Raw genomic sequence first — 18,007 nt, forward strand, 5'->3', positions numbered from 1 at the left:
GCCCAGTGCCGGGAGGCTTGGATACCAAAGCCGGAGGGAACGTGCCGCTTCAGAACCGCGTGATGCCGGACGGCAGGATCGTCGTGGACCCCGCGCGGGGCTGCTTCACGGGGAACCGGGGTATCCTCACCTTCGACGACGCCGGGAGGCTGGGCGCACGGCGCTGGTCGCACCACGCGTGGATCATCTGCGCGTTGGAGCACCCGCGCGGGCGCTATCACGGGCCGCAGCCGCAGAACGCCTGGACGCCCCTGTTCTTTCTGGACGAAGCGGTGGCGCTCGCCGCCGGGCATCGGCCTTGCGGCTACTGCCGGCGCGACGCCTTCGACGCGTTCCGCAGGGCGTCGGGCATCGACCGCGCACCGCAGATCGACCGGGCTTTGCACCGGGCGCGGGTCCGGCGTGACCGCACGCAGATCACCCATGTCGCGCAAGCGAGCACCCTGCCCGACGGGGCCTTCATCCGCCATGAGGGCGCGCCGTGGATCGTGCAGGGCGGTTTCATTCGGCGCTTCACCCCCGGCGGCTACCGCGACCGCGCCACGCGCCCGCGCGGCGAGGTCACCGTGCTGACCCCCGCCCCCACCGTCGCCGCGCTTGCGGGCGGGTATGTCCCGGCGCTCGATCCAAGCCTGTCGGCCCCCTAACGCTCCAGCGCGCCGTCCCAGTCGAACACCACGACCCCCGTCGTCTCGCGCGCGTCCAGTTTGCGGTAGAGCGCGCGCGCCGCGGCGTTGTCCTCTTCCGTGGCGAGCCAGATGCCCTCGCAGCCATAGGCGCGCGCCCAGTCGATCAATGCTTCGACCAGCCGGGTGGCGATGCCCCTTTTGCGGAACCCTTCGTTCACCCCGACCTCGTTCACGAACAGCATCGGCGGCTTGTCGGGGTGCAGAAGCACCGTCGCGCTGGCGAACCCGATCATCCGGTCGCCGTCGAGGGCGCCGATGATCGCCGTGTCGGGCGCGTCCAGAAAGGCGCGGGCCTGATCCGGCCGGGCCGGATGATCGAAGGCGTCGCTGGATAGGATCGCCTCGATATCGACCGGCCCCAGCCGGCGCACGTCTATATCGTCGTCCATGCAACCTCCGTCCTTTGCCCGACGTTACTTCGGACAGGCGCGTTCGCAAATCCACCTCTCGCCTTGTCGCCCTCAATCACGTAGGCCTGCACAGATGACAGCCATTGACCGCCATTTCATCGCCGACGCCCTCGGCGTGACAGACGACAGCCTTCCCGAAGGCGACCTGCCGCTCGACAGGTTCGGTGCGCGTTACCTCGGCTTCCTGCGCGCGACCTATGAAACCGAGGCTTTCGACGCTCACCCCGACTACTGGACCGATCTCCTGCTCGAAGCCCTGATCCAGCGAAAACCGGGCCTCGCGCTCGATGCGATCTGCGCGGTGCTTGCGGCCTGCGACGACCCCGAGGATCTCGAGATCGTGGCGGCAGGCCCACTACAGGAACTGATGGACAGTCATGGCACCGACCTCCTGACCGAAATCGACGACCGCGCAAACCGTGCGCCACGGTTCCGGCTGGCCCTGTCGATGCTCTGGGCCGAAGGCGGCGGGCCCGCGATGCTGAAGGCCCGCATCCGCGCGGTGGCTGCCGAGCCCGAAGCCGTCGACAACGACGAGCTGCCCCCGGCGGTCGGGCTCACCTGACCCGGCGGAAAGCCGCCCGCCCGGAAATTCGGCGTTGCCCCAGGACCGCGCCACCCTAAGGTGCTGGCAACAGACCTTTCGTGAGGCCCCCATGCGCTCCACCAGCCTGCTCACTCTCGCAGCGTTCGCCGTTCCGACCACGCCGCTTTGGGCCAATGACGACCCTTGGGCGCTGCTGGCCGCAATCGAGGTGGACGAGGTCATTTCGGACACGAGCTACACGGTCAAAAAGACCTACCCGGACGCCATCCGTAACGGTGCGCAGGAGTTCCGCATCACGGGCTATGCCGTCCCGATGTTTCCGGGCGTCGCGGGCCGCGATCTGCTGTTGGTGTCGGATATGGGCGACTGCCCGTTCTGCGGCCAGCCCGACCATGGCGCATCGCTCCAGATCCAGCTGGACGAGGACGTGCTGATCGAAGAAGGCCAGCGCATTTCCGTCATCGGCGCGCTCGAACTGGTCGACGACCCGAGACGTGGCAGGCGGCGATCCTGCGCGGGGCACGGATCGCCGACCTGTGAGGCGCGAGATCACTCGATCTCGGCATCCATCGTGATTTCACAATCCAGAAGCTGACTGATCGGGCAGCCCTGCTCGGCCATTTTCGCGGCCTCCATCACCTTGTCCTTGTCGCCCGGCGCCTTGATCTTCACGTCCAGATGCGCCTTCACGACCTTCGGGCCGTCGCTCATGTCGAGGTGAATGGTCGACGTCGTTTCGATCTTGTCGGGCACGATGTCGCTCTCGCCCAGAATGTTGGACAGGGCCATCGAGAAACAGGCGGCATGGGCCGCGCCGATCAGTTCCTCGGGGTTGGTGCCCGGCTCATCCCCGAAGCGTTTGTTGAATCCGTATTGCACCGCGTTCAACACGCCGCTTTGCGTCGAAACCGTGCCGGTGCCGTCCTGAAGCCCGCCGCTCCACTCTGCGGATCCGTGTTTCTTAATCATGGCTGTCTTCCTTTTTCCTCTTTTGTCATCCTGAACCAACGTGATCGCACGCGCGGCTGTTCCCGACACGAGCCTTTCTTGACCTTTCATGCGCGGACGCGTAGAGAACCGCCCAAAGGATGCCCGGCAATCCGGTCGGGCGGGCCGCGCGGAGAGAAGCGGCCAGACAGCCGCCAACTCACGCGAAGGACCCGTCATTGACAAAATTCTCCGATCTGAACCTTAGCCCGAAAGTTCTCAAAGCCGTCGAAGAGGCTGGCTATGAGACCCCCACCCCGATTCAGGCCGGCGCCATTCCGCCCGCGCTCGAAGGGCGTGACGTGCTGGGGATCGCCCAGACCGGGACGGGCAAAACCGCCTCGTTCACCCTGCCGATGATTACCATGCTGGCCCGTGGCCGCGCCCGTGCGCGCATGCCCCGGTCGCTGGTGCTGTGCCCGACCCGGGAACTCGCCGCGCAGGTCGCCGAAAACTTCGACACCTACGCCAAGCATGTGAAACTGACCAAGGCGCTCCTGATCGGCGGCGTGAGCTTCAAGGAACAGGACCAGCTGATCGACCGCGGCGTCGACGTGCTGATCGCCACGCCCGGCCGCCTGCTCGACCATTTCGAGCGCGGCAAGCTGCTTTTGACCGGCGTGCAGGTCATGGTGGTGGACGAAGCCGACCGGATGCTCGACATGGGGTTCATCCCCGACATCGAACGCATCTTCGGCCTCGTGCCCTTCACCCGTCAGACGCTGTTTTTCTCCGCCACGATGGCCTCCGAGATCGAGCGCATCACCAATACCTTCCTGTCCAACCCGGCCCGCGTCGAAGTGGCGCGTCAGGCGACCACCGGCGAGAACATCGCGCAGGAAGTCTGCAAGTTCAAAGCCTCGCGCCGTGACCGCGCGGCCACCGAAAAGCGTAGGCTGCTGCGTGCGCTGATCGACCGCGAGGGCGAGGCCTGCACCAACGCCATCATCTTCTGCAACCGCAAGATGGACGTGGACGTGGTGGCCAAGAGCCTCAAGAAATACGGCTACGACGCGGCCCCGATCCACGGCGATCTGGACCAGTCCAAGCGGATGGAGACGTTGCAGGGCTTTCGCGACGGCACCCTGCGCTTCCTCGTCGCCTCCGACGTGGCCGCCCGCGGCCTCGACGTGCCCGCCGTCAGCCACGTGTTCAACTTCGACGTGCCGGGCCATGCCGAGGACTACGTTCACCGGATCGGCCGCACGGGCCGCGCCGGGCGCAAGGGCAAGGCCGTGATGATCTGCGAGCCGCGCGACGAAAAGAACCTCGACGCGGTGGAACGCCTGATCGAAAAGGAAATCCCGCGCATCGAAAGCCCGCTGGGCGACGCTCCGGTGGAAGAGACCCCGAAGCCCGAGAAGAAATCCGCGCGATCAAAACCGTCGGACAAGCCCGCGCGCGAAGACAAACCGGCCCGTGACGACAAACCGGCCCGCGACGACGCACCCGCCAAGTCGGAAGAGGCATCCAAATCCCGGTCCGACACCCGTTCGCGCGGGAAGCCCTCGGGCCGTGGCGGCCGCCGCGACGACGCCCCGACGGGCATGGGCGACCACCTGCCCGACTTCATCGCCAAGAGCTTCGAAGAACGCCGGTCCTGACGCGCAGGGGTTGACCCCTGCCCGGCACGGCCCCATGTTGAAGGTGAGCGCAACGCTCATCTCCCAACATCATTGGAAAACCTATGCTGACAGATCGTTTTGAAAACGCTCTGAGCCTCGCCGCGCGTCTGCACCGCACGCAGACCCGCAAAGGCTCGGGCATCCCCTATATCTCTCACCTCATGGCTGTCTCGGCCCTCGTCATCGAATACGGCGGGGACGAGGATCAGGCGATCGCGGGCCTTCTGCACGACGCGGTCGAGGATCAGGGCGGGCAGGACACCGCCGACATGATCCGCGCCACCTATGGCGCTCGCGTGGCCGACATCGTGCTCGCCTGTTCCGACTCGGTCCAGCAGGACAAGGAGGACTGGCAGTGGCGCAAGGATCGCTACATCGCCTCGCTCGCCACCAAGGGCGAGGACGCGCTGCTCGTCACCAGTTGCGACAAGCTGCACAACGCCACCGCCATCTTGACCGATCTTCGCGAACAGGGCCCCGGCGTATTCGACCGGTTCACCGCGAAACGCACGGGCACGCTGTGGTACTACCGCCAACTGGCCGACCGGTTGACCGAGATCCGCCCCGGCCCGCTGTCCGACAGGCTGGCCGAGACCGTCGCGGCGCTCGAAGCGGCGGCCTGAGCGAAACCGCTCGCCAAGGTCGAAGCCGCGCGTATAGTCTGGGTATCGTTAACCCATTTCCCGGACCACACCCATGCCGCGCCCTCTGCCCCTCCACGCCATCCTCGCCGTGGCGACGACCCTTTGCGCAACCGCCGCCACCGCCGACCCCTATGTCATCAAGGGCTCCTGCAAGCTCGTCGTCGACGGCACGACCTATCTCGACATGCGAGACGGCACCTGTCCGATCTGGATGGAGAACGACGGCACCGGGCGCTTCTGGATCAACACCGACCGTGACGTCTATCTGGGCAACTACTTCGCCGAAGTCAGCCCGGCAGGCGACGGCACCGCACAGGCCCACTGGAACGGCACCCCCGGCGCGACCCATGCGCAGGGCTACCTCGGCGACGACCTGACCATGGGCGCGGGCGGCTGCTGGACGGGCAAACGCGTCACCGTCTGCGCCGCGCGCTAAGTCCCTCTTCTCTGTTTCAAGAAACCTCGGGGGTGGGCCTCATTTGCCTGCAAATGAGGCCAAGGGGGCTGGCCCCCTACCGCGACGGCCCGCCGAAGGCGGGGCGGCGCAAAACCTGCGCGGGGCCCTGGCCCCGCACCGCTTGCCGACCCTACTCTTCCAGACGCGAGATGACGACCGTGACCTCGGCCTTCTTGCCGATCTCGTCCTGCGTCACTTTGCGCGCAATGCGGCGCAGCTCTTCTTCCAGCTTGTCGTCATCCGCCAGCGTCTTGCGGCCCGCACGACCCAGGAACTGACCCAGATCCTCTTCCAGCACATCGACCAGCGGCGCACGGCTCTCGCCGACTTCGGGCAGACCCATGACCTCGACCCACGGATCGCCGAGGGCCGCGTCGTCCTCGATGATCGCGTTGACGATGACATGACCGTTCAACGCCATGCGGATGCGGTCGCGCACGATCCCGTCCAGCGCCCCGATGATGACCTTGCCGTCCAGATACACCCGGTCCGCCTCGATATGTTCGACCACATGCGGCGTGGCCCCGGTCAGATCGACCATCGCGCCGTTCACCGCCACGATCGACTGGAACCCGTTCGCCTTGGCGAGTTTCGCGTGTTCGCGCAGGTGGCGGTGTTCGCCGTGCATCGGCACTACGGTCTCGGCCCCCACGATCCGGTGCATCCGCTCCAGATCGGGGCGGTTGGCGTGGCCCGAGACGTGATAGCGGTCGTCATCCGCCACGATATCCACGCCCATTTCGGAAAAGGCGTTCAGAATGCGGATCACGCCGCGTTCGTTCCCTGGAATGGTCTTGGAGGAAAACAGGAACGTGTCGCCCTCTTTCATCTCCAGCCCCAGATACTTGCCCCGGCTCAACTGCGCGGTGGCCGCCCGCCGCTCGCCCTGCGACCCGGTCACGATCAGCATCAGGCTCTCGCGCGGGATGTCGCGGGCGTCTTCCGGCGTCACCGTCTCGGGGAAATCCGTAAGCACGCCGGTGTCGACCGAGGCTTCGATCATGCGGCGCATGGCACGGCCCAGAAGACAGACCGACCGGCCGGCGGCCTGCCCGGCCTCTGCAAGCGTCTTCACCCGCGCCACGTTGGAGGCAAAGGTCGTCGCCACCACCATATGCGGCGCATCCGCGACCAGCTTGGTGATCTCGGGGCCAAGCTCGGCCTCGGACCGGCCGGGTTTGGGCGAGAACACGTTGGTCGAGTCGCACATGAAGGCCCGCACGCGGCCCCCCGTCGCCTCGCGCCAGATCGCCTCGTCGAAGGCTTCGCCGACGCCCGGTTCGAGGTCGATCTTGAAGTCGCCGGAATGCGCGATCCGTCCCGCAGGCGTGTCGATCACCAGCCCCGCGCTTTCGGGGATCGAATGGCTGATCGGCACGAAGGCCACCTTGAACGGCCCGACCTCGATCTTTTCCGGATAGGCCGCGGCTGTGATGACCTCGTCCGGGTCCTGCCCCGCCTCTTCCATCTTACGACGCGCGTGATGCGCGGTGAAGGCGCGGGCATAGACCGGCACGCGCAGTTCCGACCATAGCCGCCCGATGGCGCCCACGTGATCCTCATGCGCATGGGTGATGAAGATCGCCTCCAGCCGGTCGCGATTCTCGACCAGCCAAGACACGTCCGCCATGATGAGGTCGACGCCCGGCGTCGTCTCCATATCCGGAAAGGTGACGCCGAGGTCCACGAGGATCAGGCGTTCCTTGCCCGGCGCGCCGTAGCCGTAGACATAGGCGTTCATCCCGATCTCGCCCGCGCCGCCGAGGGGCAGGTAGATCAAACGGTTCTTGCTCATAGGGTACCCTGCTCTCTGTTGTGTTCGTAGATCACCTTGAGACCATGCATGGTCAGGTTGTCCTCGAACCGGTCGAACACGGGCGCGTGGGACTGGAACAGAGGGGCGAGGCCCCCGGTCCCGATCACCTTCATCTCGCGGTCGCGTTCTTCCATGATCCTGCTGGAGATTTCCTTGATGAGGCCGACATAGCCCCAGAAGATCCCCGATTGCATACAGGCCACCGTATTGGTGCCGATGACCTTGTCGGGGTGCGTGATATCCACGTGCGGCAACGCGGCAGCGGCCATGTGCAGCGCCTCGAGCGACAGGTTCACACCCGGCGCGATGACCCCGCCGATATAGGCCCCGTCGCTGTCGGCCACGTCGAAGGTCGTCGCGGTGCCGAAATCCACGATGATGAGGTCGCCGCCATACTGGGTGTAACCCGCGACGGTGTTGACCAGACGGTCGGGGCCGACCTGCGTGCCCGCATCGACCCGCACGTCGATGGGCAGCAGGCAGTCGGGCCGCCCGACCACAAGCGGGCGCAGGTTGAAGAAGCGGTCGGTGAAGACGCGCAGGTTGAACACCACGCGCGGCACCGTGGACGAGATGATGACGCCCTCGACCTTGGGGTCGATCCCGTGGTGCTTCACGAGGGTCGAGAACCAGACCCAATAGGCATCTGCGGTGCGCTGGTGCGCGGTCGAGGTGCGCAGGGTGCAAAGCACCTCGTCCCCCTGCCACAGCGTGAACACGGTATTGGTGTTGCCACAGTCGATGGTGAGCAGCATCGGCGCCTCCCGGCAGTCAGAAAAACACATCCCCCGCCGCGATGGCGCGTTCGCCTTTGGGCGTGGATAAGACAAGATGACCCGCTTCGTCCACCGTGCGGAATGTGCCGGTGATCTCGTCGCCCGGCAAGCGCGCGGTCACGGTCTCTCCGATGCGGGCGGCACGGGCGAGCCATGCGGTGCGGATCGGCGCGAAGCCGTATTGGCGCAACTGCGCCTCCCACCGGGCGAAAGCCGGTGCCAGAGCCTCGAGAAAATCGTCGGGGGTCACCGACAACCCGGTTTCACCCATGAGCGACACCGGCGCCAGCGCACCGGGTTCCAGCGCACAGGGGTCCGGGGCCGAGGCGAGGTTCACGCCGATCCCGATGACGAGTCCGGTCAGGTGCCCCCGCTCGGTCAGGCTTTCGAGCAATATCCCGGCAAGTTTGCTGCCGTTCAGAAGCACGTCATTCGGCCATTTGAGCGCGAAGGCTTCGGGCCGTCCGGTAAGCGTCGTCAGCGCCTCGTCCAGCGCAAGCGCGGTGGTGAACGAGCGCAGCGCGGCGGACGCGGGGTCGGTCAGATTCGGCAGGACCAGAGTGCCCGCGAAATTGCCGGCGGGGTTCGACCATGGCCGACCGCGCCGCCCACGTGCGGCGGTCTGGTGCGTCGCGGTGATCCATGTCGGCCCCGACATTTCGCCCACACGCGCCCGCGCCTCGTCCAATGTCGAGGTCACCTCGCCCAAGGGCAGGTAGCCGTAGCCGTGGGGCCAGTCTCCGCTCACACTCAGGTCTCCGGATAAAGACGGGGCCCGTGGGTCACTTCCCACAGGCCCCGGATATTGCGATCAGGCAATGCCGGCTCAGTTGACCAGCGCCTGCGCGGCCTGCGCGGCGGCGGTTTCGATGCCGAAGAGGTTCACGACCCCCAGCACCATGATCGCCGCCGACCCCATGAGCGCGACCCAGGCCGCGGGCGACATCGGCGCCTGCGCCTGCCCTTCGGTCTGGCCGAAATACATGAAATAGACGATGCGCAGATAGTAGAACGCCGAGATGACCGAGGCGATGACGCCCCCGATGGCCAGCCACGTCAGGCCCGCGTCCACGGCGGCCTGAAGCACGTAGAGCTTCCCGAAGAACCCGACCATGGGCGGCACGCCCGCAAGCGAGAACAACAGAACCAGCATCGCCAGAGCCTTGAGCGGCTCGCCCTTGGCGAATTGGTTCAGCGATGCGATTTCCGTGACCGGCTTTCCGTCCCGCTCCATCGACATGATGAAGGCGAAGGTGCCGACGTTCATGGTCAGGTAGATCGCCATGTAGACCAGCATCGCCTGCACGCCAAGCGCGGTGCCCGCCGACAGGCCCATGAGCGCGAAGCCCATGTGGGAGATCGACGAATAGGCCATCAGGCGTTTGATGTTGGTCTGGCCGATGGCGGCCACCGCCCCCAGCGCCATCGACAGGATCGCCATGAGCGAGATGATCTGCTGCCAGTCGCCGACCGCGCCGCCGAAGGCGTCGAACAGCACACGGGCGAAGAGGCCCATGGCAGCCAGCTTCGGCGCGGTGGCGAAGAAGGCGGTGACGGGTGTCGGCGCGCCTTCGTAGACGTCCGGCGTCCACATATGGAACGGCACAGCCGAGATCTTGAACGCAAGACCCGCCGAGACGAACACCAGACCGATGAGAAGGCCGAGGCTGATCTCGCCGCCCGTCGCCGCGCCGATGATGCCCGAGAACAGCGTCGTGCCGGCATAGCCATAGGTGAGCGACGCGCCATAGAGCAAAAGGCCCGAGGACAGCGCGCCCAGCACGAAGTATTTCATGCCCGCTTCCGTCGATTTCACGCTGTCGCGGTTCATCGCCGCGACCACGTAGAGCGCGAGCGATTGCAGCTCGAGACCGAGGTATAGCGACATGAGGTCGCCCGCCGAGACCATCATCATCATACCGACCGTCGCGAGCGCGATGAGAAGCGGATATTCGAAGCGGCCCAGCCCGCGCCGCGCCACGGCTTCCTGCCCGGACAGAAGCACCGCCGCCCCGGCGATCAGGATCGCGACCTTGGCGAAGCGGGCATAGGCATCGGACAGGAACATGCCGCCGAAGGCCTGCGTCGACCCGGCGCTGCCGGTCCCGATCCAGAGCGCCAGAACCGCCATGAGACCGGCGGTCAGCCATGTGATCGGGCCGGTGAGGTTGTCCTTGCCGGTATAGACCGCGCCGACGAGCGCCAGCATCGCGTAAACCGCGAGGATCAGTTCCGGCAGGATGGTTTGAAGATCGGTTGCCATACTCTCACGTCCTCAATGCGCTGCTGCCTGAGCCACTTCCGTGGCGGCGTCGTCCACCGCGGGAAGCGCGGCTTCGTAGTGGTTCAGAAGGTTTTCGACCGAGGGGCCGATGATGTCGGTGACGAGACTCGGGTAGACGCCGAGCAGAAGGGTCATCGCGACGAGCGGCGCGAAGATCCATTTCTCGCGGCGGCTCATGTCGCTGATCGCCTTGAGGCTTTCCTTGATGAGATCGCCCATGACCACGCGGCGGTAAAGCCAAAGCGCATAGGCCGCCGACAGGATCACGCCGGAGGTCGCAACGGCGGCGACCCAGGTGTTAGCCTGGAACATGCCGACAAGCGTCAGGAATTCACCGACGAAGCCCGAGGTGCCCGGAAGGCCCACGTTCGCCATAGTGAAGAACATGAACACCAGCGCATAGGCCGGCATCCGGTTCACGAGGCCGCCGTAAGCGTCGATCTCACGCGTGTGCATCCGGTCGTAGATCACGCCGACGCACAGGAAGAGCGCGCCCGAGATGAAGCCGTGCGAGATCATCTGGAAAATCGCGCCGTCGATCCCCTGCTGGTTGGCCGCGAAGATACCCGCGGTGACATAGCCCATATGCGCGACGGAGGAATAAGCGATCAGCTTCTTCATATCCTCCTGCACCAGCGCGACGAGCGAGGTGTAGACGATCGCGATGGCCGACAGCCAAAGCACGAAGGTCGCCATCACGTCGGAGCCGACCGGGAACATCGGCAGGCTGAACCGGAGGAAACCGTAGCCGCCCATCTTCAGAAGGATCGCCGCCAGCACGACCGAGCCCGCCGTTGGCGCCTGAACGTGCGCGTCGGGCAGCCATGTGTGCACCGGCCACATCGGCATCTTCACCGCGAAGCTCGCGAAGAAGGCGACGAACAGCAGCGTCTGCGCCCCGCCCGTCACGGTGATGCCGAGCACGCGCATGGTGGTGGAATCGAAGGCGTGGTTCAGCAGGGTCGGGATGTCGGTCGTCCCGGCCTCCATGAACATATAGACCATCGCGACCAGCATCAGGACGGACCCGAGGAAGGTGTAGAGGAAGAACTTGAACGCGGCGTAGATCCGGTTCTTGCCGCCCCAGATGCCGATGATGAGGAACATCGGAATGAGGCCCGCCTCGAAGAACAGGTAGAACAGCACGAGGTCCAGCGCCATGAACACGCCCAGCATGAGCGTTTCAAGCACGAGGAAGGCGATCATGTATTCCTTCACCCGCGTCGTCACGTTCCAGCAGGCCGCGATGGTGAGCGGCATCAGGAAGGTGGTCAGCATGACGAAGAGCACGCTGATCCCGTCGACGCCCATCTTGTACTGAAGCCCCATGAGCCAGTCGGCTTCCTCCACGAACTGAAAGCCCGTGTCGGACGGGTCGAAGCCGAAGAGCACGCCGAGCGAGATCAGGAAGGTCGCCGTGGTCGCGGCAAGTGCCAGCCATTTCGCGTTGCGTTGGGCCGCCGGATCGTCTCCGCGCAGGAACAGCGCGAGGATGAGGGCTGCCACCAGCGGCAGGAAGGTAATGATCGAAAGCAGGTTGTTCATCAGTTCGCACCGCCGGTCAGCGTCATGAGTGTCACGAAGGCGACGATGCCGAGCACCATCGCGAAGGCGTAGGTGAACAGGTAGCCCGACTGCCAGCGGCCCGCGAGCTTGGTGAAGAAGGGAATGATCCCCATCGACACGCCGTTGATCGCCCCGTCGATGGTCGCCCCGTCACCGCGCTTCCACAGGAAGCGGCCGATGGCCTTGGCGGGCCGCACGAAGAGGAAGTCGTAGATCTCGTCGAAATACCACTTGTTCAGCAGGAACTGGTAGAGATGCGGCTGCGTCGCGGCGAGCCGTTTCGGCAGCGACGGGTTCACGATGTAGAACCAGTATGCCGTGGCCAGACCGAGCAGCATCGCGATGAAGGGCGAGACCTTGACCCACGTGGGCACATGGTGCGCGTCGTCGATCACCGTGTTGTCGGGACCGAAGTAGACGGCCCCATGCGGTGCGGCGTGGCTGTCGGCCATGGCGTGATCCGTCGCCTCGTCGCCATGCGCGGCGTCATCCGTCGCGGCCTCTTCGCCGTGGTCGCCGGCTGCGGCTTCTTCGCCGTGCTCGGTGGCTTCCGCGTGATGCTCCGGCAGGCCGAAGAAGGCGTTCATCCGGTCGTGGTCGTAGAAGAACGAGTTGTAGAACACCATGCCCGAGAACACCGCGCCGATGGCGAGCACGCCGAGCGGGATCGTCATGACCGCCGGGCTTTCATGCGCGTGGTCATGGGTGTGCTTGTCGCCGCGCGGCTTGCCCCAGAAGGTCAGGAACATGAGCCGCCACGAGTAGAAGCTGGTGAACAGCGCCGCGATGACGAGCAGCCAGAAGGCGATGCCACCGTCCGTGCCCGCAAAGGCCACCTCGATGATCGCGTCTTTCGACAGGAAGCCCGCGAAGCCGATGGCGGTCAGCGGGATGCCGACGCCGGTGATGGCGAGCGTGCCGATTAGCATGGCCCAGAACGTGAGCGGCAGCTTGGTGCGCAGCCCGCCGTAGTTCCGCATGTCCTGCTCATGGTGCATCCCGTGGATGACCGAGCCTGCGCCAAGGAACAGCATCGCCTTGAAGAAGGCGTGGGTCAGCAGGTGGAACATGGCCACCGGATAGGCGCCGACGCCCGCCGCCACGAACATGTAGCCGAGCTGCGAACAGGTCGAATAGGCGATCACCCGTTTGATGTCGTTCTGCACAAGGCCCACGGTCGCCGCGAAGAAGGCGGTGAAGGCCCCGATATAGACGATGAAGTTGGTCGCGGCGGGCGCGTATTCCATTACCGGCGACATGCGGCAGACGAGGAAGACGCCCGCGGTCACCATGGTCGCGGCGTGGATGAGCGCCGACACCGGGGTCGGACCTTCCATCGCGTCCGGCAGCCATGTGTGCAGGAACAGCTGCGCCGATTTCCCCATCGCGCCGACGAAGAGCAGGAAGGCGATGAGATTGGCCGCGTTCCAATCGCGCCAAAGGAAGGTGATCGAGGTTTCGGCAAGGCCCGGCGCGGCGGCGAAGACCTCGTCGAAACGGATGCTATCGGTCAGGAAGAACAGCCCGAAGATGCCGAGCGCGAAGCCGAAGTCGCCCACGCGGTTGACCACAAAGGCCTTGATCGCCGCAGCGTTGGCGCTTGGCTTGCGATAATAGAACCCGATCAGAAGGTACGAGGCGACGCCGACGCCCTCCCACCCGAAGAACATCTGGAGCAGGTTGTCCGAGGTCACCAGCATCAGCATCGCGAAGGTGAAGAAGCTGAGATAGGCGAAGAACCGGGGGCGATAGCTTTCGCCCTCGAACTGCGGATCATGCGCCATGTAGCCCATGGAATACAGGTGCACGAGCGACGAGACCGTGGTGACCACGATCAGCATGATCGAGGTCAGGCGGTCGAGCCGGATCGACCAGTCGGTGCTGAGCGTCCCGCTTTCGACCCAGCGCAGGATCTGCACATGCTCGGTGTTCGCCGGGTCATGGGTCAGGAACACGATCCACGACAGAAGGGCCGCGAGGAACAGAAGCCCGGTCGTCAGAACCTGAGCGCCCTTGTCCCCGATGATCCGGTGGCCGAAGCCCGCGATGATGGCGCCGATCAGCGGCGCGAAGAGGATGATCGTGACCATGAGCGTCAGCCTTTCATCACGTTGACGTCTTCGACCGCGATGGTGCCGCGGTTACGGAAGAACGAGACCAGAATGGCAAGGCCGATGGCGGCTTCTGCCGCGGCGACCGTCAGGACGAACAGCGTGAAGACTTGCCCGACCATGTCCCCGAGGTAAGAGGAAAAGGCGACGAGGTTGATGTTGACCGAGAGCAGCATCAACTCGATCGACATGAGCAGGATGATGACGTTCTTACGGTTCAGGAAAAGACCGAAGATGCCGATGACGAAGAGTGCCCCCGCCAGTCCCAGGTAATGTTCAAGTCCAACCATCTTGTCCCTCTGGGCCTTTGCCCTTGGTTTGTCTTCGTTCGGGCCCCCTGCGGGGTCCATTCTCTTGCCGGGGCGCCGCCCTATTGTGCCGCGCAGACGCAGCCCTTGCTGCTGAACGGCGTCGTCTGCGCCTCGAGCCCCATGGAGCGCATGAGGCTTGCCAGTTCCGTCAGGTCGTAATCCGCGTTGTTCGGGTTCAGCCCCGCCGCAAAGTCGCGTGCCGGGTATTCCGCGCCGCCGGGGTCCGTGGCCTCGACCGCCATGTCCATGCTGCACACGGCGATAATCGCCCGCGCGCCGTCTTCGGCGTAGACGACATGCGCGCTGATCCGTTCGACGGAGGTGTACGTGCTGCCCCCATCCGTGCAGGACGCCGCCTGCGCGCCGGTGGCCGCCAGTGTCAGCATCAGGGCCGCGATATGGGTCAGCCGCGCCATGTTCAGAACCCCAGCTTGCACACGCAAGCCCCCTTGTCGAAGTTGACCACCTTGGCCTGCCACCCGGATTCCCGCGTGAACTTGGCAAGGTCGTCCAGCGTGTAGCGTTCGGCCGATGCCGACATGCCTTGGGCGAGATCGTAGAGCACGCCGTATTCGGTGCCGACGCGGGTCGCCTCGACCGCGCGGCCCGCCGTGCAGGCGATGACGTATTCCGTTTCGGCCCCCGACCCGGCCACGCGCAGGGCGTGGATCAGGCCGCCACCGAAAATGCTGCTCAGATGCCATTCGTATCCGCCTGCCGAACAGGACGGCATCGGCGGCGCTTCGGCCACTGCGGCGACGGGCGCCCCGGCCAGCGCGAAGGATATGAGCGCGGCGCGGATCAAAGCCCCTGCCCCGGCTTCACGTCGACAAGCTCCAGCGCCTTGGCCGGATCGCGGTACATCTGGGCGAGCACGTCCTGCCGCTTGATGTCCTTGCGGTGGCGCAGGGTCAGGACGATGGCGCCGATCATGGCGACCAGCAGGACCAGCCCGGACAGTTGGAACAGAAGGAAATAATCGTCGTAGATCAGCTGACCCAGTGCGGCGGTATTCTCGACTTCGGTCATGTCCGGCGTGACCGCGCGGCGTGCGGCTTCGGCCCCGTCCGCGAACTGCCAGGTGCCATAGATCATGCCCATCTGCATGAGCAGCACGACCGCGATCAGCAGCGCGAGCGGCATGTATTTCGCCATGCCCGCCTTCAGCTCCGCGAAATCCACGTCCAGCATCATGACCACGAACAGGAACAGCACGGCGACCGCGCCGACGTAGACGATCATCAGAAGCATGGCGAGGAATTCGGCCCCCAGCACAACGAACAGCCCCGCCGACCCGATGAAGGCCATGATGAGCCACAGCACGGAGTGGACCGGGTTGCGGGCCAGAACGGTGAACAGCCCGCCCACCAGCGTCGTGACCGCGAAGGCGTAGAATGCGAAATCGGCGACGGTCATGCGTCCCCCTCCTCGTCGTCTTTCTGCGCGTCATAGACCTCCTGGGCCAGTTCGAGCGCGTGGTTCATCGCCGGAAGTCCACCCAGCATCGACATCTGGTAGATGACTTCCCCAATTTCTTTCTGCGTGGCGCCCGCCTCCATCAGGTGACGCACCGTGTATTTGATCTGGCTGTCCTGCGTCGCCCCCGTGGCGACCAGACCGCCCAGAAGGACCATCAGCCGGGTCTTCGCGTCCAGCCCGTCGGGATTGAACGAATTGCCGAACATCGCCTCCATCCAGTCGCGGGGCATGGTCGGCCAGAGCTTGTCGAACCCTTCGGGCGTGAAATCCTCGAGCATCGGATTGAAGGCTTTGAGCATCGCCGTGCCCTGCTCCATCATCCGCGCGTATGTCTTGGTGAAATCGCTCATCGGAGCCTCCGCCGCAAATCGTTCATGGCCGCGACCCAGTCGGACTGGGCGTCGCTGTCCATCCACACCTCGTGAAGCTCGGAGTTCTCCGAAATCAACCGATCCAGCGCCGACGTGGCGCGGGACTTTATGCTTTCCATGGCCCGGACGTCGGACCCGTGGGCGTTGAGCAGGTCCAGACGGTCCTGCGACATCCCCGACGGAAACGCGCCATGCGCCACGGCCACGACTTCCGCCGCCGCCCGCGCCGCCGCGCCCTGATCCATGTCGAGGTAGTCGGTCACGGGCGTCCCGGCGGCGGTGTCGAGCGCGGACGCGACGGCACCGGCCCCGGAGGCGCGATAGCCCTCCAGCCAGTCCATCGAGGCGTCATCCTCGAACAAATTTGCACCGCTCGCGCCCATGCGCCGCCGCCCCCTTACCGATAGGGCGCGTCGAGTTCGAGATTGCGCGCAATCTCGGCTTCCCAACGCTCGCCGTTGTCCAGAAGCTTGTCCTTGTCGTAGAACAGCTCCTCGCGGGTTTCGGTCGCGAATTCGAAGTTCGGACCCTCGACGATGGCGTCCACCGGGCAGGCTTCCTGACAGAAGCCGCAGTAGATGCATTTCGTCATGTCGATATCGTAGCGCGTGGTGCGGCGGCTGCCGTCCTCACGCGGTTCGGCGTCGATTGTGATGGCCTGCGCCGGGCAGATCGCCTCGCACAGCTTGCAGGCGATGCAGCGTTCTTCGCCGTTGGGATAGCGGCGCAGCGCGTGTTCGCCACGGAACCGGGGGGAAAGCGGCCCCTTTTCATGCGGGTAGTTCAGCGTCGCCTTGGGCTTGAAGAAATACTTGATGCCCAGCTGGAACCCTTTGATCCAGTCGGTCAGCAGAAAGTATTTGGCGGCGCGGGTGTAGTCGATGTTAGCCATGCGTCAGCCTCCCACGGTCCAGCGCGCGTAGGTGCCCCAGAACGCGCCGTATTGAGCAAAGAAGGCCACCAGAACGACCCAGATCAGCGACAGGGGCAGGAACACTTTCCAGCCGATCCGCATAAGCTGGTCGTAGCGGTAGCGCGGGGTGATCGCCTTCACCATCGCGAAGATCGTGAAGAAGAAGAAGATCTTGAGGATGAGCCAGAGCGCTCCGTCCGGGATCGCCTCGATGGGCGACAGCCAGCCCCCGAAGAACAGGATCGAGACGAGCGTGCACATCAGCACGATGGCCACGTATTCCCCGATCATGAACAGAAGGAACGGGGTGGAGGAGTATTCCACCTGATAGCCCGCAACGAGTTCCGATTCCGCTTCCGGCAGATCGAAGGGCGGGCGGTTGGTTTCCGCCATGGCCGAGATCAGGAACAGGAACACCATCGGGAAGTGTGGCAGCCAGTACCAGCTAAAGAGCCCCGCCCCGTCCTGCGCGCGCACGATGTCACCGAAGTTCATCGACCCGGTCGAGATGATGACGCCGATGATGATGAGGCCGATGGAGACCTCGTAGGAAATCATCTGCGCGGCGGAGCGGAGCGAGCCGAGGAACGGGTATTTGGAGTTCGACGCCCAGCCGCCCATAATGACGCCGTACACCTCGAGCGAAGAGACGGCGAAAACGAACAGGATCGCGACGTTCACATCCGCCAGAACCCAGCGGTCGTTGAACGGGATCACGGCCCAGGCCACCATGGCGAGCACGAAGGACAGCATCGGGGCGAGGAAGAAGACGAACTTGTCCGCCCCCGCCGGCACCACGATTTCCTTGAGCACATACTTCAGGAAGTCCGCGAAGCTTTGCAGCAGGCCGAAAGCGCCCACCACGTTCGGGCCGCGGCGCATCTGAACCGCCGCCCAGACCTTGCGGTCGTAGTAGAGCAGGAAGGCCAGCGCGACCAGAAGCGGCACCACGATCAGGAGCACCTGCCCCACGATCGTCAGCGCAATCCCCAGATTGGTCGTCGTGAAAAATTCGTACATC

Annotated in this window: 22 protein-coding genes; 6 read left to right on the forward strand and 16 right to left on the reverse strand. The window is 65.0% G+C overall.

Going from position 1 to position 18,007, the window contains the following annotated elements:
* Positions 1-17 precede the first annotated feature (17 nt).
* Positions 18-647: a hypothetical protein gene (locus HOY44_RS01475; RefSeq protein ID WP_287432618.1), complete on the forward strand. Its 630-nt coding sequence runs from the start codon at positions 18-20 to the stop codon at positions 645-647.
* Here the strand turns inward: HOY44_RS01475 and HOY44_RS01480 are convergent.
* Positions 644-1,078, reverse strand: a complete 435-nt coding sequence (locus HOY44_RS01480; protein ID WP_287432619.1) for a GNAT family N-acetyltransferase — start codon at positions 1,076-1,078, stop codon at positions 644-646. The genes HOY44_RS01475 and HOY44_RS01480 overlap by 4 nt on opposite strands.
* A 94-nt stretch (positions 1,079-1,172) precedes the next feature.
* On the opposite strand from HOY44_RS01480, the gene HOY44_RS01485 reads away from it, so the two are divergent.
* Together HOY44_RS01485 and HOY44_RS01490 are read left to right on the forward strand one after the other, a co-directional pair.
* On the forward strand, positions 1,173-1,664 hold the full coding sequence (locus HOY44_RS01485; RefSeq protein ID WP_287432620.1) for a DUF6869 domain-containing protein: 492 nt from the start codon (positions 1,173-1,175) through the stop codon (positions 1,662-1,664).
* A 91-nt stretch (positions 1,665-1,755) separates the two neighbouring features.
* A complete protein-coding gene (locus HOY44_RS01490; RefSeq protein ID WP_287432621.1) occupies positions 1,756-2,241 on the forward strand; it encodes a hypothetical protein in 486 nt (161 codons plus the stop codon).
* Here HOY44_RS01490 and HOY44_RS01495 read toward each other — a convergent pair.
* Positions 2,196-2,615 carry an OsmC family protein gene (locus HOY44_RS01495; protein WP_287432622.1) on the reverse strand — a complete coding sequence of 140 codons (420 nt, stop codon included), beginning with the start codon at positions 2,613-2,615 and terminating at the stop codon, positions 2,196-2,198. The two genes, HOY44_RS01490 and HOY44_RS01495, sit on opposite strands and share 46 nt — an antisense overlap.
* 197 nt (positions 2,616-2,812) lie before the next feature.
* Here HOY44_RS01495 and HOY44_RS01500 point away from each other — a divergent pair, with 197 nt between their 5' ends.
* The 3 genes from HOY44_RS01500 to HOY44_RS01510 all read left to right on the forward strand — a co-directional run bounded on the left by HOY44_RS01500 (position 2,813) and on the right by HOY44_RS01510 (position 5,338).
* Positions 2,813-4,237 (forward strand): DEAD/DEAH box helicase, encoded by a 1,425-nt coding sequence (locus HOY44_RS01500; protein ID WP_287432624.1) that lies wholly within the window; start codon positions 2,813-2,815, stop codon positions 4,235-4,237.
* An 83-nt stretch (positions 4,238-4,320) separates the two neighbouring features.
* Positions 4,321-4,881, forward strand: coding sequence for an HD domain-containing protein (locus HOY44_RS01505; RefSeq protein WP_138422881.1), 561 nt, complete (start codon positions 4,321-4,323; stop codon positions 4,879-4,881).
* A gap of 73 nt (positions 4,882-4,954) precedes the next feature.
* A complete protein-coding gene (locus HOY44_RS01510; RefSeq protein WP_287432626.1) occupies positions 4,955-5,338 on the forward strand; it encodes a hypothetical protein in 384 nt (127 codons plus the stop codon).
* Between the two features lie 151 nt (positions 5,339-5,489).
* On the opposite strand, the gene HOY44_RS01515 is transcribed toward HOY44_RS01510, so the two are convergent.
* The 14 genes from HOY44_RS01515 to nuoH all read right to left on the reverse strand — a co-directional run bounded on the left by HOY44_RS01515 (position 5,490) and on the right by nuoH (position 18,006).
* Positions 5,490-7,154, reverse strand: a complete 1,665-nt coding sequence (locus HOY44_RS01515) for a ribonuclease J (protein ID WP_287432628.1) — start codon at positions 7,152-7,154, stop codon at positions 5,490-5,492.
* Entirely contained in the window at positions 7,151-7,930 is a 780-nt protein-coding gene (locus HOY44_RS01520; protein WP_287432629.1) for a type III pantothenate kinase, read from the reverse strand. Before HOY44_RS01520 ends, HOY44_RS01515 begins: the two co-directional genes overlap by 4 nt.
* A 16-nt stretch (positions 7,931-7,946) precedes the next feature.
* Entirely contained in the window at positions 7,947-8,705 is a 759-nt protein-coding gene (locus tag HOY44_RS01525; protein ID WP_502710690.1) for a biotin--[acetyl-CoA-carboxylase] ligase, read from the reverse strand.
* A 72-nt stretch (positions 8,706-8,777) separates the two neighbouring features.
* Positions 8,778-10,214: an NADH-quinone oxidoreductase subunit NuoN gene (nuoN, locus tag HOY44_RS01530; RefSeq protein WP_008327952.1), complete on the reverse strand. Its 1,437-nt coding sequence runs from the start codon at positions 10,212-10,214 to the stop codon at positions 8,778-8,780.
* 12 nt (positions 10,215-10,226) lie between these two features.
* Complete coding sequence (locus tag HOY44_RS01535) at positions 10,227-11,780, reverse strand: NADH-quinone oxidoreductase subunit M (protein WP_287432633.1); 1,554 nt, start codon at positions 11,778-11,780, stop codon at positions 10,227-10,229.
* Positions 11,780-13,891: an NADH-quinone oxidoreductase subunit L gene (gene nuoL / locus HOY44_RS01540; RefSeq protein ID WP_287432635.1), complete on the reverse strand. Its 2,112-nt coding sequence runs from the start codon at positions 13,889-13,891 to the stop codon at positions 11,780-11,782. The genes HOY44_RS01535 and nuoL overlap by 1 nt, the downstream gene beginning before the upstream one ends.
* Positions 13,892-13,896: 5 nt before the next feature.
* On the reverse strand, positions 13,897-14,202 hold the full coding sequence (gene nuoK / locus HOY44_RS01545; RefSeq protein ID WP_040884267.1) for an NADH-quinone oxidoreductase subunit NuoK: 306 nt from the start codon (positions 14,200-14,202) through the stop codon (positions 13,897-13,899).
* 80 nt (positions 14,203-14,282) lie between these two features.
* The gene (locus HOY44_RS01550; protein WP_287432638.1) at positions 14,283-14,660 is read right to left on the reverse strand and encodes a hypothetical protein; all 378 of its coding nucleotides are present in this window, start codon (positions 14,658-14,660) and stop codon (positions 14,283-14,285) included.
* Positions 14,642-15,028: a hypothetical protein gene (locus HOY44_RS01555; protein ID WP_287432640.1), complete on the reverse strand. Its 387-nt coding sequence runs from the start codon at positions 15,026-15,028 to the stop codon at positions 14,642-14,644. The genes HOY44_RS01550 and HOY44_RS01555 overlap by 19 nt, the downstream gene beginning before the upstream one ends.
* The gene (locus HOY44_RS01560) at positions 15,025-15,639 is read right to left on the reverse strand and encodes an NADH-quinone oxidoreductase subunit J (protein ID WP_008327935.1); all 615 of its coding nucleotides are present in this window, start codon (positions 15,637-15,639) and stop codon (positions 15,025-15,027) included. Before HOY44_RS01560 ends, HOY44_RS01555 begins: the two co-directional genes overlap by 4 nt.
* The gene (locus HOY44_RS01565; protein WP_008327933.1) at positions 15,636-16,052 is read right to left on the reverse strand and encodes a carboxymuconolactone decarboxylase family protein; all 417 of its coding nucleotides are present in this window, start codon (positions 16,050-16,052) and stop codon (positions 15,636-15,638) included. Before HOY44_RS01565 ends, HOY44_RS01560 begins: the two co-directional genes overlap by 4 nt.
* A complete protein-coding gene (locus HOY44_RS01570) occupies positions 16,049-16,456 on the reverse strand; it encodes a DUF4259 domain-containing protein (RefSeq protein ID WP_287432645.1) in 408 nt (135 codons plus the stop codon). Before HOY44_RS01570 ends, HOY44_RS01565 begins: the two co-directional genes overlap by 4 nt.
* A 14-nt stretch (positions 16,457-16,470) precedes the next feature.
* Positions 16,471-16,965, reverse strand: a complete 495-nt coding sequence (gene nuoI / locus HOY44_RS01575; RefSeq protein ID WP_008327928.1) for an NADH-quinone oxidoreductase subunit NuoI — start codon at positions 16,963-16,965, stop codon at positions 16,471-16,473.
* Positions 16,966-16,968: 3 nt separating this feature from the next.
* Complete coding sequence (gene nuoH, locus HOY44_RS01580) at positions 16,969-18,006, reverse strand: NADH-quinone oxidoreductase subunit NuoH (RefSeq protein ID WP_008327927.1); 1,038 nt, start codon at positions 18,004-18,006, stop codon at positions 16,969-16,971.
* Position 18,007: the final 1 nt, after the last annotated feature.

This window comes from Maritimibacter sp., from assembly GCF_016774595.1.
GTDB lineage: Bacteria > Pseudomonadota > Alphaproteobacteria > Rhodobacterales > Rhodobacteraceae > Maritimibacter > Maritimibacter alkaliphilus.